Origin of the sequence: Pseudomonas prosekii (assembly GCF_900105155.1) — a bacterium.
GTDB classification, from domain to species: Bacteria; Pseudomonadota; Gammaproteobacteria; order Pseudomonadales; family Pseudomonadaceae; genus Aquipseudomonas; species Aquipseudomonas prosekii.
Map to the genome: position 1 here is coordinate 5,298,793 of NZ_LT629762.1, position 13,885 is coordinate 5,312,677.

Genomic DNA, 13,885 nt, shown 5'->3' on the forward strand with positions numbered 1-13,885 from the left:
CGCATACACAGGTTTCACGACTGCTGCGCAGCCGAACGCAGCCTCGTACCTCGGCAGCTGCTACAGAAGCGGACGCTGCTCAGTTGATATCCGAATCACAGCCATCCGGGTCCGGCTCGCGGGCCTTCACCGCGCGCTGCAACCGCGCTGCGATCAGCGTGTTCTTCAGCAAATAAGCAATCGTCATCGGCCCGACGCCGCCCGGCACTGGCGTGATTGCGCTGGCGACCGTGCGTGCGCTGGGGTAATCGACATCGCCGACCAGACGGCTACCGGATTCGTCAGTAATACGGTTGATCCCGACATCAATCACCACCGCCCCAGGCTTGAGCCAACTGGCATCGATCAAGCCCGGACGACCGACCGCCGCCACTACGATGTCCGCCAATCGGCACAGCGCCGGCGCATCGACGCTGCGCGAATGCACGACGCTGACCGAGCAGTGAGCTTGCAGCAACAAGGTCGCCATCGGTTTGCCGACAATGTTCGAACGGCCGATCACCACCGCGTGCAAACCGCTGATGTCACCCCAGGTTTCCTGCAACAGGCGCATGCAGCCGCTCGGCGTGCATGGGGTCAGCACGTCCATGCCTTGCACCAGACCGCCGACGTTTTCACGATGAAAACCGTCGACATCCTTGATCGGATCGATGGCGTGAATTACCGCCGCTTCATCGATATGCGCCGGCAGCGGCAGTTGCACCAGAATGCCGTTCACCGTGACGTCGGCGTTCAATTGCGCGATCAGCTCCAGCACCTGCGTCTGGCTGGCAGTGTCCGGCAGGCGATGCTCAAGCGAGCGGATCCCGACTTCCTTGGCCCGCAGCATTTTGTTGCGCACGTAAACGTGGCTGGCCGGATCATCACCGACCAGCACCACCGCCAGCGCCGGGAAAATCTGCTGTTCGGCGAGGCCTGCGACCTCTGCGCGAACTTCTTCCAGCACCAGGGCGGCAATGGCTTTGCCATCGATATTGCGGGCCAGCGTTGGGGTACTGCTGATCAAATGCGTCACCGTCATCATTGAAAGAGCAGGGCGCAGGTTACCAGCCGAGGGTCGCGGTGTACTACCGGCAGCAGATGGACAGGATGTCGCGGGGGAAACACTATCGCCAAAACACCACCAGCCCTGTGGGAGCGAGCTTGCTCGCGATGGCGGCCGATCAGCCAACATCGATGTTGAATGATCAACCGCCATCGCGAGCAGGCTCACTCCTACAGGGGGACTACGGCGTGTCGGAGATTCAGGATTACTGCCCCAACCGTTCCAGCGTATGCACCATCGGTTCCAGCGACACGCTGATCAGCCCGTCCAGCGGCCGATTCAGCTCTTCAACCAGCAGAATCGTCGCCGCGGTCGACCCGGCGCAGAGCATCAGCACCACCACAATCGTGCCGTTGCGCGGCGCGAACAGGCCGAACGAGCCGAAGATGATCGACAGCCAGGAGATCAGAATCACCAGCATCACCGGCGGGATCGACTGATTGGCCTGCAACACCGTCAGCCAACGCGCGGCAAACACCGCGTCCATCATCTGCAGGGCCGAGGCCTTGAGGACGCGTTGATTGTCGGTGGCGGGGGACAGGTCGGCGACTTGTTGTTGCAGCGCTTCCGAGCGATTGATCGCCTCAGGGCTGTCGAGCAGCGCCAGCCTCGACTCATCCCGGGAGGCGAGGATTTGCACGATCTCCGCGTAATTGTGCTTGAGCTGCGTGCGGATCGGCTGGGCCGATGGACCGTAGCGCGCCAGCACCCGATCAAACTCGACAACTTTGGCGGCCGCACCCTCCAGTTGCGCATTGGTGGTTTCGAAGGTGCCCTTGGCCGAAGACACTAGCAAACCGAGCACCAGCGCGGACATAGTGGCGATCAGGCCCGTGGCGAGTTTCAGGACCGCGACCGAATCGTCGCTCAAATGATGCGAAGGCAAACGCTGCCGCACCGCCGAACCGACCAGTGCGCTGCCGAACAGGCAAATGAATACGATCAATGCGAGCAGCAGATGATTCATCCAGCCTCCGACAACACCACGCGAAACGTCGGGTTGACGGTAGCAGACACCCATAGAGTTGCCATCAAGCCCAATGCGAACCGAGCCAACACCCAATCCCTGTGGCGAGGGGGCTTGCTCCCGTTGGGCTGCGCAGCGGCCCCAAAATCCTGTGAGCGCTGCGCACTCAAACGCGGGCAAGCCCGCTCGCCACAGGGTATTGGGCGTTCCCGGAAGTTGGGCCATCCCTGTCAACGATCATTCCCGCAGAGCCACCACCCAGTTCGCTACACCACCACCCCCTGTGGCGAGGGGGCTTGCCCCCGTTGGGCTGCGCAGCGGCCCCAAAAATCCTGTGAGCGCTGCGCACTCAAACGCGGGCAAGCCCGCTCGCCACAGGGTATCGGGCGTTCCCGGAAGTTGGGCCATCCCTGTCAACGATCATTCCCGCAGAGCCACCACCCAGTTCGCTACACCATCACCCCCTGTGGCGAGGGGGCTCGCCCCCGTTGGGCTGCGCAGCGGCCCCAAAAATCCTGTGAGCGCTGCGCACTCAAACGCGGGCAAGCCCGCTCGCCACAGGGGATCAGGTGTTTTGTAGGATCACTGTTCCTTTTCGCAGTTGACCATCCACGAAACCCCGAAGCGGTCCACGAGCATGCCGAATCGTGCCGCCCAGAAGGTTTGCTCCAGCGGCATCTGCACGCTGCCGCCGTCCGCCAGTGCGCCGAACACGCGTTCGGCTTCGGCGATGCTGTCGACGTTGAGCGAGATCGAGCAGCCGGCCATGTCGTCGGTGGGGCGGTCGGGGGTGGTGTCGGAGCCCATGATCGACTGGTCGCCCACCGACAAGCTGGTATGGATGATCAGGTTGTAATAGTCCGCCTGCACATGTTCGCGCGCCGGGCTTTCGCCGAAGGTCATCATCATGTCGATCTGGCCGGGCAGGGCCTGGGCGTAGAAAGTGAACGCGGCTTTGCAGTCGCCGTTGAATATCAGATAGGGATTGATTTTCATGGTGTGCTCCCGGTTACCGAGTGAGCTGAAGGCCAGGGCGGCCTTCAACTTCAGTGGGGTTCGACCTCAATTGGCAAAGCCTTAGAGGTCAGATCCTGCCGGGTTTATTCAGACGTTTTTTCTATAGCAGCGCGGCGGCTTATTGCCCGTCCGTTCAGTCGACGATCACGCGTTCGTTGTCGTCATCGCCCAGGCACACCGTCAGTTGCTGACCTTCTTTGCTGAACGCGCAATGGGGCATTGTTTGCTTCTTGTAAATCGACATCGGCACGCCAATAAAAAAACCGGCCAACAGCAGTGCGGCGATGAATTGCACGGGCATTTGCTCGGGATCCGGGGCGCGGGGTTTGCGGCGCGCGCGAACGTACAATCCGCTCGCCAGCAATAAAACGCCGATCAACATAAAGCTGCCGATTTCGTGCTGACTGACGCTGTAGATCACCTGTTCAGCGTTGTCCGGATAATTCACTTGCCACCAGACTCCGAATCCCAAAGGCACAACGCCGGCGCCGATCCAGCCCCACATCGCGCCCGGCAAACGCAATAACACCGCAACGATGATGCCCAGCGTGGCGACGATCCAGCCGAACAAATACAGCTGAATCGCCATGCCGCCGCCCATGAACGTGCCGCCGACGTCGATGGGTTCCATCAACAACCAGTCGTAAAAGGCGTGGTGCAAGATCAGCACGAGAACGACGAGCCAGCTCATCGCGTAATACAGCCATGTCCAGAGGGTATTGAGGCGCGATAACACACGAAATCCTTTTGGTGTTTTGAGGGGCCGCCATTATGCCCTCAGGCTCAACCCTTTGCAGGCTTCAAACCACTGCGCAATAGCGCGACGGCCGCAGCAATCGCCGCCGTCGCTGTCAGCTGAAGTACCATGGCGCCTTCGCCCAGATCGCCGCCGTCCTCGCAGAGCCCGCCGTCCTATGCCAACCCTCACACGCTTCACCTCGCTGCTCGACCAGTCCAAACGCGCCTTGCTCCTGGTGTGGGGCACTTCGCGCGGTCTGTTCCTCGGGCTGGTCCTCGCGACGCTGATCGCCGGTGTACTGCCCGCGCTGGCGGCGTGGCTCGGCCAGCGGATTGTCGATGCGGTGGTGGCGGCGATGCAGTTGCACGCGCAGCAGGGCAGTGCGCCGTTGTGGCCGGTGGTGCGTTTTGTGTTGATGGAGGCGGGCGTGCTCGCGTTGTTGAGCGCGACGCAGCGGGCGTTGTCGGTGCAGCAGTCGTTGTTGCGGGTGCAGTTGGGGCAAAAGGTCAACACGATGATTCTGGAGAAGGCCCAGACGTTGTCGCTGGTGCAGTTCGAGAATTCGGAGTTTTACGACAAATTGGTGCGGGTGCGGCGCGAGGCGTCGACTCGGCCGCTGGCGCTGGTGATGAAGTCACTGGGGCTGATCCAGAACCTGATTGTGCTGATCAGCTTTGGCGTATTGCTGGTGCATTTTTCGCCGTGGGCGCTGGTATTGCTGGTGGTCGGTGCGTTGCCGGTGTTCTTTGCCGAGGCGCATTTTTCCGGGGATGCGTTTCGCCTGTTTACCCGTCGGGCGCCGGAGAGTCGGCAGCAGAGTTACATCGAGACGTTGCTGTCCCACGAAGGCTTCATCAAGGAGGTCAAGCTGTTCGGCTTCGCGCCGTTGTTGTTGAAGCGTTATCGCGACACTTTTGCGCGGCTGTACGCCGAGGATCGCCGACTGACCCTGCGCCGCGATGGCTGGGGATTTCTCCTCGGTTTGCTCGGCACCGGGGCGTTCTACCTCGCGTATGCGTGGGTGGTGGTCGACACCGTGCACGGCCAGATCAGCCTTGGGCAGATGACCATGTACCTGGTGCTGTTCAAACAGGGACAAACCGCCGTCAGCAGCAGCCTCAGCGCGATCAGCGGTCTGTACGAGGATGGGCTCTATCTGTCGAGCCTTTACGAATACCTCGCCGAACCGGTGGTCAGCGACACCGGCCACCTCACCGTCGGCGCGCTGCCGGGTGACGGGCTGCGTTTCGAGAATGTCGGTTTTCGTTATCCGGGGGCGAGTCGGGCGGCGCTCGAAGGCATCGACTTGCATCTGGTGCCGGGCCGCAGCATGGCGCTGGTCGGGGAAAACGGTTCGGGCAAAACCACACTGATCAAACTGCTCACGCGTCTTTATCGCCCGGATCAGGGCCGCATCCTGCTCGACGGCAGCGATCTGCAGACTTGGGAAGAAGACGCGCTGCGGCGGCGTATCGGCGTGATTTTCCAGGACTACATTCGCTATCAGTTCACCGTCGGCGAGAACATCGGGGTCGGCGACACCCTGGCATTCGACGATGAGCAGCGCTGGAAACAAGCCGCCGCCGAGGGCATGGCCGCGCCGTTTATCGAAGGCCTTGATCGCGGTTATGCGACGCAACTGGGGCGCTGGTTCGCCGGTGGTCAGGAGTTGTCGGGCGGGCAATGGCAGAAGATTGCCTTGTCCCGCGCCTACATGCGCCGCGACGCCGACATTTTGATCCTCGATGAACCGACCTCAGCCCTCGACCCGGCGGCGGAAGCGGCGGTGTTCGAACATTTCAGCCAGCACACTCAGGGCCGCATGACGTTGCTGATTTCCCACCGTTTCTCCAGCGTGCGCAACGCCGATCACATCATCGTGCTTGATCAAGGCGCGATTCTGGAGCGCGGCGACCACGACACTCTGGTCGCGGCGGGCGGGCGTTATGCGCAGCTGTTTGATTTGCAGGCGCGCGGGTATCGCTAGTGCTCAGGTTTCAGGCGAGCTGCGATGCACCGCAGCGACTTGCGCCGGTTTGGCTTTCATCAGGTTTTCGATGGCTTGACGATATTGGCTGCCGCCCAGGCTCATGCTGTTGTTGTGCGTGCCGCCGGGCACCAGCAGCAGGCGTTTGGGCTCGTTGGCGGCGTTGAACAGTTGCTCGCTGAAGCGCGACGGCATGAACGCATCCGCCAAGCCGTGAACCACCAGCAGCGGCATGTCGATGTCGGCGATCTTGTCGATGGAATCGAATTTCTGCGACAGCAACCAGCGCACCGGCAGCGATTTGACCGGCAGATTGCTGTCGGCGACTTGCGCGACCGCGTCGCCCAACGTGGTGAAGGTCGATTCGATGACCAAGCCGCGCACCGGCACCGCGACGTGATCCTTTTTCGCCTGCTCGGAGAGGTCCGCCGCAAGGTCAATCGCTACCGCGCCGCCCAGCGAATGGCCGTAGATAAGGCGCTTTTTCGCATCCGGCTGCATCTCTTTGAAGCGATCCCACGCCACTCGGGCGTCTTCGTAAACGCTGGCCTCTGACGGCAGATCGCCCTTGCTCTGGCCGAAGCCACGGTAATCGATGGCCAGCACCGAATAGCCCATCGCGCGTAACTGCTCGATGCGGAACGCCTGGCCGGTGAGGTTCCAGCGCACGCCGTGCAGATAAAGGATCGACGGCGCGTCGCGACGGGCGGCGGGCCACCACCAGGCGTGCAAGTTCTGCCCGCCCTTGAAACTGGCAGGTTTGATGTCGAATTCCTGCACATCTTTCGGCAAGCCGCGATACCAGCCCGCCGTGCCCGGCTCGATGCGAAACAGCAACTCGCGCTCTTTGTATTTGAGCACCCCGCAACCCACCGGCAGGCCGACGATCAGCAGCGCCATGCACAAAGTCGCAAACCAGCGCTTGCTCAAGCGGCTCATGAGGGAAGAAAACATGCAGCGGTCCAGTCGAAAGGGGAAAACACGGGTTTTAACAGATGCATGCCGAGGTCGGGAATTATTTCGACAGCCGTGTGTGTTGCAGGATTATTCGCGGCGATAAACCTCCAGCCGCCGCAATCCTCCTGTAGGAGCAAGGCTTGCCCGCGAAGACGTCGGTTAATTCAACATTGATTTCGACTGACCTGGCGCTTTCGCGGGCAAGCCTCGCTCCTACAAGGGTTTTGCGCAAAGCCGCTGGTCTTTGCGTGCCAGGCGGCCCCAGAAAAAGATTGAATTATCACAACAAATGTTATTTAAATAACAAAACAACAACGCCAGACATCAGTCCGGCAAGCCGTAACAAGGTGGGATAGCAATGAGCAAGATCGCAGTCATCGGCAGCAATATGGTGGATCTGATCACCTACATCTACCGCATGCCGGCGCAGGGCGAAACGCTCGAAGCGCCGGGATTTGCCCTCGGTTGCGGCGGCAAAGGCGCGAATCAGGCGGTGGCAGCGGCCAAGCTCGGGGCAGACGTGCTGATGCTGACCAAAGTCGGCGATGACATGTTTGCCGACAACACCCTGGCCAATTTCCAGCGCTTTGGCATCGACACGCGTTACGTACAGCGTGTGCCAGGCGTGTCCAGCGGTGTCGCGCCGATCTTCGTCCAGGCCGATTCGCACAACAGCATCCTCATCGTCAAAGGTGCCAACGCGCATCTTTCACCAGCAGATATCGACGCCGCTGCAGCCGCTTTGCGCGAGTGCGCGCTGATCGTGTTGCAGCTCGAAATCAACGTCGAAACCGTCTATCACGCCATCGCTTTCGGCCGCGAACACAACATCCCGGTGCTGCTGAACCCGGCGCCAGCCTTGGCCGGCCTCAGCCGTGAACACCTCGCGCAGCTGGACTTCCTGGTGCCCAACGAGTCCGAGTTGGCGTTGATCAGCGGCCAGACCGTCGACTCGCCCGAGTCCGCGCTCATCGCCGCGCAAGCGCTGGTCGCCAGCGGCATCCGCCACGTCATCGTCACCCTCGGCCAGCAAGGCGCGTTGTACGTCGGCGCTGAGGGCGAGTTTCAGGTCCCCGGCCTGCGCGTGGCTGCCCGCGACACCACCGGCGCTGGCGATGCGTTTATCGGTTGCTTCATCCAGCACTGGACCCGCTCGCGTGACATTCGCGCGGCGATGGTCCAGGCGGTTGCCTATTCCGCGTGCTCGGTCACCGGCCTCGGCACCCAGACTTCCTACCCGGACGCCGACACCTTCGCTGAATTCCAGCGCGCGTTCGACGCCTGAATTTGCGCCGCTTCACCCCGACAACTCACCGGAGAACAACAATGACAAAGCCTCCGCTCCAACAGACGCCCGACGGTTTTTACCTGAACCGCACGCCATGGTTCGCCTTCATTCTGCTGTGCAGCATTTTTGCGCTGTGGGCGGCAGCGGCGAGCATGAACGACGTGCTGATCGCGCACTTCAAGAAAGCCTTCCTGCTCAGCGATTTCCAGACTGCGTTCGTGCAATCGGCGTTTTACCTCGGCTATTTTTTCGTGGCGATCCCGGCAGCGCTGGTGGTTCGGCGTTTCAGCTACAAGACCACCATCCTCATCGGTTTGATGCTCTACATGTTCGGTTGCCTGTTGTTCTTCCCGGCGGCATCGACGGCCAAATACGGCATGTTCTTGCTGGCGCTGTTTGTGATCGCGTCAGGGCTGGCGTTCCTCGAAACCGCGTGCAACACCTATTCGACGCTGATGGGGCCGCGCGAAACCGGCACGCGCCGACTGAACATTTCGCAGACCTTCCACCCGTTCGGCGCGATGGCCGGGGTCTACGTCGGCAGCTTCGTGATGTTCAAGGACACCGACGCGACCCACGAACAACTCACGCAAATGAGCGCTTCGGACGCGGCGGTGCAGCAACTGCAAATGATCCAGTCCACGTTGCTCCCCTACAAATGGATGATCGCGGTGCTGGTGCTGATGTTCATCCTGATCGCCATCACGCGTTTTCCTTCGTGCAAAGGCGTGCAAACCGCGACTAAAAAAACCTCCAGCCTCGGCCAGAGTCTGTCGCGGCTGTGGGCCAACAAACGCTTCACTTTTGGTGTGCTTGCGCAGTTCCTTTACGTGGGCGCGCAGGTCGGCGTCTGGAGCTTCACCATTCGCCTGGCCATGCAATTGGGCGGGATGAATGAGCGCAGCGCGTCGTGGTTTTTGTTGACGACATTTGCTGCGTACTTTGTTGGCAAACTGATCGCCAACGTACTGATGCGCAAATTGCACCCGGCCAAGGTCCTGGCGATTTACGGCGTGCTGTGCATCGTGCTGCTCGCCTACACGATTCTGGTGCCGAACATCACTGCGGTGTATGCGGCCGTCGGCGTCAGCGTGTTCCTCGGTCCGTGCTGGCCGACCATTTACGGGCTGACCATCGATGGCCTCGGTGAAGACACCGGCGTCGGCGGTTCGCTGCTGGTGATGAGCATTGTCGGCGGCGGCGTGATTCCGATCTTCCAGGGCCTGCTGTCGGATTACAGCGGCGGCAACATGCAATTGGCCTACAGCGTGCCGTTGCTGTGCTTCATCGTGATCGTCGCTTACGCGGTGCGCTGCCTGCGCAACTCGGCCAGTGAACGTGCGCCCGTCGGCGCGGCGGTGACCTCATGAGCACCCGGATCAATCTCTATCCGGCACTGTTTGGCGAGGCGCCAAAAACCTTGCTCGAATCGGCGGATTTCACGGTCAGCGCCAGCCTGCTTCCCAGCGGTGTGCTGGCGCTGGAAATGCGCAACAGCCGTGGTCATTTGCTGGTTCTGCCGTATCAGGGCCAGATGATCTGGGACGCGGTATTCGACGGTTGCGACCTGACCATGAGCAACCTGTTCAGCCAGCCGAAACCGAGCCCGACAGTGATCGGCACCTACGGCTGTTTCATGTTTCACAGCGGCCTGCTGCGCAACGGTTGCCCGACGCCCGAGGACGACCATCCGCTGCACGGCGAAATGCCCTGCGCGGCGATGGATCGCGCCTGGCTGGAGGTCGGTGAAGACAGCGCCGGGGCGTACCTGCGCCTCGGCGGCGAGTATGAATACGCACAAGGTTTCGGCGACCGCTATCTGGCCAGTCCGAGCGTGACCTTGCGCGCCGATTCCGGCCTGTTCGATATCGCGATGAACGTGACCAACCGCGCAGGCAAACCGATGGACCTGATGTACATGGCCCACATGAATTACGCCTATGTCGAGGGCGCGCGGTTTGTCGAACCGTTGGGATTTGACCGCGTGCGGTTGCGCAGCAGCGTGCCGGCGCACGTCAAACCGACGCCGGCCTGGAGCCGTTACATGGAGCAATTGGCCGCAGAACCGCAACAGTTTCGCTGCCTCGACCAACCGGAGCTTTATGACCCGGAGATTGTGTTTTTCTTCGACGGCGTGCGCGCCGATGCCCATGGCGACGCGCATTTTCTGCTGAGCCATCCCGACGGCGCGGCGTTCTACACGCGCTATCGCCCGGAGCAATTCGAACACGCGGCGCGCTGGATCCTGCACAACGCCGATCAGCAAGTCGCGGCGTTCATATTGCCCGCGACGTGCGAGCCGGAAGGCTATCGGGCCGAGTCCGCCAAGGGCAACGTGCGGTCATTGGCGGCGGGGCAGACGGCGGCGTTCAAGGTCACCACCGGTTACCTGAACAAGGACGAGCAACAAGCCTTGATCAGATGATCAACTGCGCGCCGCTGGCGGTAATCGCGTCGCGGTAAGCCTTGGGGATTTTCTTGTCGCTGACCACGTAGTGGAAATCCTCAAGCGCAGCGAAATGCGCAGTGCGCACGGTGTCGAACTTGCTGTGATCGGCCAGCAACAAACGTTGCTGCGCCTGGCGCAAGACCTTCTGCTTGACCTCCACTTCATTGAAATTGAAGCAGGTCACGCCGAAGTCCTGGCTGACACCGGCCGCCGAAACGAACGCCCAGGTCAGGCGCACGTGGTCGAGAATGCCGCTTTCGCTGGTGTTTTCGAACACCTGGTTCTTGCGGTGGAACGTGCCGCCGCAGATGACGATGTGGCAATTGGGTTTTTGCGAGAGTTTCAGCAGCACGTTCAGGGAGTTGCAGACCGCGGTGAATTCGAGCTCGTCGGGAATGAAGTCCACGACGAAGGGCGTGGTCGTGCCGCAGTCGAAAAACACGGTGTCGCCGGGCTGGATAAACCGCGCGGCGAGTTTGCCGATGCGGCGTTTTTCTTCGACGTGGCGGGTGTCCTGTTCGGCCACCCGGTAATCGCCGGGCTCGTTGCCATCGTGGATTCGGGTGATGTAGCCGCCGAGCAGACGCAGGTGGTCGGTGTACTTGCTCAGGTCGCGGCGCAGGGTCATTTCCGAGACGTCGAGCAATGCCGCCATTTCGCGCAGGTGAATCGCGCTCTGGTCTTGCAGGGCTTGTTGAATCAGCTTGAGACGCTCGGCTTTTTTACTGTCCACAGGCATTCCAGGGTTGATTGTTGATGTTATTTAAGTAACATTAATTGTGAGTTTTGTAACGTTTTTGCGCAAATGATCCTCGATTGTGGCGCAGGGGCATTTGAATATACAAACAGGAGTTATTGCGATGGCCCATCTTCCCCCTCAGGCACTGGCGCAGTTCATCGATCACACGTTGCTGGCACCGGACGCCAGCCGCGAACAAATCGCCACCCTGTGCCGCGAAGCTGCGCAGCATGGCTTCTATTCAGTCTGCGTGAACTCCGCGCAGGTGCCGTATGCAGCGCAGCACTTGGCACAGCATCAGGCGGGGCACAGCGTAAAAGTCTGCGCGGTGGTCGGCTTCCCGTTGGGCGCCGGTTTGAGCGAGAGCAAAGCCTTCGAAGCCGAGCGCGCGATTGCCGCCGGTGCGGGCGAGATCGACATGGTGTTGAACATCGGTTGGCTGAAGGACGGCTTGCTCGCCGAGGTGCAGGACGACATCGCTCAGGTGAAAAAGGCCTGCGGCGATGTGCCGTTGAAAGTCATCCTTGAAACCTGCCTGCTCAGCGACGCACAAAAGATCCAGGCCTGTGAAATCTGCCGTGAGCTCAACGTTGCGTTCGTCAAGACCTCTACCGGTTTCAGCCGCAGCGGGGCCACTGTCGAAGATGTCGCGCTGATGCGCCGCACCGTCGGCCCGGACATCGGCGTCAAGGCGTCGGGCGGCGTGCGCGATTACCCGACCGCACTGGCGATGATCGAGGCCGGCGCGACCCGTTTGGGCAGCAGTTCCGGAATCGTCATCGTCGGCGGCGCCGAGGCGGCGGGCGAGGGTTACTGAGTCAACTGGCGGCCAATTGCCGTGGCGGCAAATGGTCGTGCAGTTGCGCAAGTGCGCCGGGTAGCGCCGGCCGTGAGAGGAAATAACCCTGCGCTTCGTGGCAACCGTATTGGGTCACCAGCGCCAGGCATTGATAGTCTTCGATGCCCTCGGCGACGGTGCGGTAACCCAAATCCCGGGCCAATTGCAGGATCGAGCGGGCGATGATCTGGTTGCGCGGGCTGCCGGGCAAATCGGTGACAATCGAGCGATCCAGCTTGATCACATTGGCCGGAATCTCGTGCAGGTAGGCGAAATTGCTGTAGCCACTGCCGAAGTCGTCGATTGCCACGTCCATGCCGAGCTCGCGCAACCCCTTGAGCTGACGGATCACTTGCGGGTTGGCGCGGATCCATTCGCCCTCGGTGATTTCGATTTCCAGCCGATGCGGCGCAATGCCGAACCGCAGACAGGCGAGCCGCAAAATTTCACCGATGTCCTGGTCGTCGAAATCCTTCGGCGACAGGTTCAGCGACACCCGGCAATCAAGGTCCTGCCATTGCGCCATGGTGCTCATGACCTGATCGATCACCCAATGCGTCACGCGCTGAATCAAACCGTTGCGTTCCATCACCGGAATGAACTCGGCGGGCGATACCGCGCCGAGTTCCGGGTGATTCCAGCGCAGCAGCGCTTCGGCGCTGACCCGGCGGCCATCGAGCAGACTGAAACGCGGCTGAAACACCAGGTACATCTGGTCGCTGGCGAGTGCGCGGTCGACATCCCGGGCCAGGGTAAACGCACGTCGCCAGGCGCAGTCGCGGGCAATGTCGTACAGCGCCCAGTGCGTGTTGGCCTGGTGCGCCGATTCCACCGCGTGCATGGCTTTGCGCAACAGGTCGGCGTGGGACAGCGGATCGTGCTGGAAAATCACCATGCCGGCGCGCGGCGACGGGCTGGTCAGGGCGCTGTCGGAACGGGTCATCGCGCGCAGCCGGTCGATCAAGCGATGCACGAACAGTTCGTAGTCAGGCATGCTCGTCTTCAACATGAAGCAGAACTGCCGGTCGTTGACGTGGTACGCGCAACTGATGCCGCTAAGGCTTTGTTTCAGGTGTTGGGCAATGTCGAGGATGATCGATTGTGTGGCGCCGGTGCCCACCGCCAAGGTCATCTCATGGCCACGGTGTGAGTCGAGCGCATCGATCAGCACCAGCACCCGATGTTCGGCGTGCGGCTGCAAACCAAGGTCGTTGAGGTCGGCGAAAAACTGCCGCTGATTCGGCAGACCGCTGACTGGGTCATGGCAATCTCCGAGCTGACGTTGCTCGATCTGCGCCATGACCATTTCCGCCAGATCCTGCAGGACCAATCGCTCGGCGTCGCTCAGTTGCTTGGGTTCCTTGTCGATGATGCACAGGCTGCCAATTGCGTGCCCCGAGCGCGTGCGCAGCGGTGCGCCGGCATAAAACCGAATGCCGTTGCGCGCGGTCACCAGCGGGTTGAAACGAAAACGCCCATCCCGCGACGCATCCTCGACCTGCAGCACGCCGTTCTCGCGAATGGTGTAAGCGCAGAACGATTGGTCGATGGGCGTTTGATCGCGGTCGAAACCAATGCGCGCCTTGAACCACTGCCGATCCTTTTCGACCAGCGAAATGAGCACGGTGGGCACGTTGAAGTAGGCAGCGGCGAGGCGACAGATGCGGTCGAAGTTTTCTGACTCTGCTGTTTTCAGCCACTCCAAGGCTTGTACCGCGTCCAGGCGATGTGTTTCTGAATGATGATCGTGCATGGTGACTCCTGGAACGGACGCTTACCGATTCTGAATTCGATGGTGGCCTGATGATGTCATTAGTGTCACGCATTATGACTTTTCTTGTACACAAAAAGTTTTACGT

General features: G+C 61.0%; 12 protein-coding genes. 5 read left to right on the forward strand and 7 right to left on the reverse strand.

The window, feature by feature from the left end; all coding sequences use genetic code 11:
• Positions 1 to 79: 79 nt before the first annotated feature.
• The 4 genes from BLU01_RS23935 to BLU01_RS23950 form a co-directional block, all read right to left on the reverse strand.
• Positions 80 to 1,021 (reverse strand): bifunctional 5,10-methylenetetrahydrofolate dehydrogenase/5,10-methenyltetrahydrofolate cyclohydrolase, encoded by a 942-nt coding sequence (locus BLU01_RS23935; protein ID WP_092281730.1) that lies wholly within the window; start codon positions 1,019 to 1,021, stop codon positions 80 to 82.
• A gap of 229 nt (positions 1,022 to 1,250) precedes the next feature.
• Positions 1,251 to 2,012 carry a bestrophin-like domain gene (locus tag BLU01_RS23940; RefSeq protein ID WP_092280113.1) on the reverse strand — a complete coding sequence of 254 codons (762 nt, stop codon included), beginning with the start codon at positions 2,010 to 2,012 and terminating at the stop codon, positions 1,251 to 1,253.
• 582 nt (positions 2,013 to 2,594) lie between these two features.
• The gene (locus BLU01_RS23945) at positions 2,595 to 3,008 is read right to left on the reverse strand and encodes a VOC family protein (protein WP_092280115.1); all 414 of its coding nucleotides are present in this window, start codon (positions 3,006 to 3,008) and stop codon (positions 2,595 to 2,597) included.
• A gap of 154 nt (positions 3,009 to 3,162) precedes the next feature.
• Positions 3,163 to 3,765, reverse strand: coding sequence for a hypothetical protein (locus tag BLU01_RS23950; RefSeq protein WP_231987109.1), 603 nt, complete (start codon positions 3,763 to 3,765; stop codon positions 3,163 to 3,165).
• Positions 3,766 to 3,943: 178 nt separating this feature from the next.
• Between BLU01_RS23950 and BLU01_RS23955 the strand changes: the two genes are divergently transcribed.
• Positions 3,944 to 5,755, forward strand: a complete 1,812-nt coding sequence (locus BLU01_RS23955) for an ABC transporter ATP-binding protein (RefSeq protein ID WP_092280117.1) — start codon at positions 3,944 to 3,946, stop codon at positions 5,753 to 5,755.
• 3 nt (positions 5,756 to 5,758) lie between these two features.
• On the opposite strand, the gene BLU01_RS23960 is transcribed toward BLU01_RS23955, so the two are convergent.
• Complete coding sequence (locus BLU01_RS23960; RefSeq protein WP_092280119.1) at positions 5,759 to 6,709, reverse strand: alpha/beta hydrolase; 951 nt, start codon at positions 6,707 to 6,709, stop codon at positions 5,759 to 5,761.
• Between the two features lie 361 nt (positions 6,710 to 7,070).
• On the opposite strand from BLU01_RS23960, the gene rbsK reads away from it, so the two are divergent.
• The 3 genes from rbsK to BLU01_RS23975 are packed head-to-tail and all read left to right on the forward strand — an operon-like array spanning position 7,071 to position 10,425.
• Entirely contained in the window at positions 7,071 to 7,997 is a 927-nt protein-coding gene (gene rbsK, locus BLU01_RS23965; RefSeq protein WP_092280121.1) for a ribokinase, read from the forward strand.
• 41 nt (positions 7,998 to 8,038) lie between these two features.
• Positions 8,039 to 9,370 (forward strand): L-fucose:H+ symporter permease, encoded by a 1,332-nt coding sequence (fucP, locus tag BLU01_RS23970; protein ID WP_092280123.1) that lies wholly within the window; start codon positions 8,039 to 8,041, stop codon positions 9,368 to 9,370.
• Positions 9,367 to 10,425: an aldose 1-epimerase family protein gene (locus BLU01_RS23975; RefSeq protein ID WP_092280125.1), complete on the forward strand. Its 1,059-nt coding sequence runs from the start codon at positions 9,367 to 9,369 to the stop codon at positions 10,423 to 10,425. The genes fucP and BLU01_RS23975 overlap by 4 nt, the downstream gene beginning before the upstream one ends.
• On the opposite strand, the gene deoR is transcribed toward BLU01_RS23975, so the two are convergent.
• Complete coding sequence (gene deoR, locus BLU01_RS23980) at positions 10,418 to 11,188, reverse strand: DNA-binding transcriptional repressor DeoR (protein WP_178076550.1); 771 nt, start codon at positions 11,186 to 11,188, stop codon at positions 10,418 to 10,420. The genes BLU01_RS23975 and deoR overlap by 8 nt on opposite strands.
• A 121-nt stretch (positions 11,189 to 11,309) precedes the next feature.
• On the opposite strand from deoR, the gene deoC reads away from it, so the two are divergent.
• Positions 11,310 to 12,005, forward strand: a complete 696-nt coding sequence (gene deoC, locus BLU01_RS23985; RefSeq protein ID WP_092280129.1) for a deoxyribose-phosphate aldolase — start codon at positions 11,310 to 11,312, stop codon at positions 12,003 to 12,005.
• 1 nt (position 12,006) lies between these two features.
• Here deoC and BLU01_RS23990 read toward each other — a convergent pair whose 3' ends face one another.
• A complete protein-coding gene (locus tag BLU01_RS23990; protein ID WP_092280131.1) occupies positions 12,007 to 13,779 on the reverse strand; it encodes a putative bifunctional diguanylate cyclase/phosphodiesterase in 1,773 nt (590 codons plus the stop codon).
• Between the last annotated feature and the right edge of the window lie 106 nt (positions 13,780 to 13,885).

Coding starts and splice junctions, on each gene's coding strand:
- BLU01_RS23935 (WP_092281730.1), bottom strand. CDS start 1,021: ATGACGGTGACGCATTTGATCAGCAGTACCCCAACGCTGGCCCGCAAT.
- BLU01_RS23940 (WP_092280113.1), bottom strand. CDS start 2,012: ATGAATCATCTGCTGCTCGCATTGATCGTATTCATTTGCCTGTTCGGC.
- BLU01_RS23945 (WP_092280115.1), bottom strand. CDS start 3,008: ATGAAAATCAATCCCTATCTGATATTCAACGGCGACTGCAAAGCCGCG.
- BLU01_RS23955 (WP_092280117.1), top strand. CDS start 3,944: ATGCCAACCCTCACACGCTTCACCTCGCTGCTCGACCAGTCCAAACGC.
- BLU01_RS23960 (WP_092280119.1), bottom strand. CDS start 6,709: ATGTTTTCTTCCCTCATGAGCCGCTTGAGCAAGCGCTGGTTTGCGACT.
- rbsK (WP_092280121.1), top strand. CDS start 7,071: ATGAGCAAGATCGCAGTCATCGGCAGCAATATGGTGGATCTGATCACC.
- fucP (WP_092280123.1), top strand. CDS start 8,039: ATGACAAAGCCTCCGCTCCAACAGACGCCCGACGGTTTTTACCTGAAC.
- BLU01_RS23975 (WP_092280125.1), top strand. CDS start 9,367: ATGAGCACCCGGATCAATCTCTATCCGGCACTGTTTGGCGAGGCGCCA.
- deoR (WP_178076550.1), bottom strand. CDS start 11,188: ATGCCTGTGGACAGTAAAAAAGCCGAGCGTCTCAAGCTGATTCAACAA.
- deoC (WP_092280129.1), top strand. CDS start 11,310: ATGGCCCATCTTCCCCCTCAGGCACTGGCGCAGTTCATCGATCACACG.
- BLU01_RS23990 (WP_092280131.1), bottom strand. CDS start 13,779: ATGCACGATCATCATTCAGAAACACATCGCCTGGACGCGGTACAAGCC.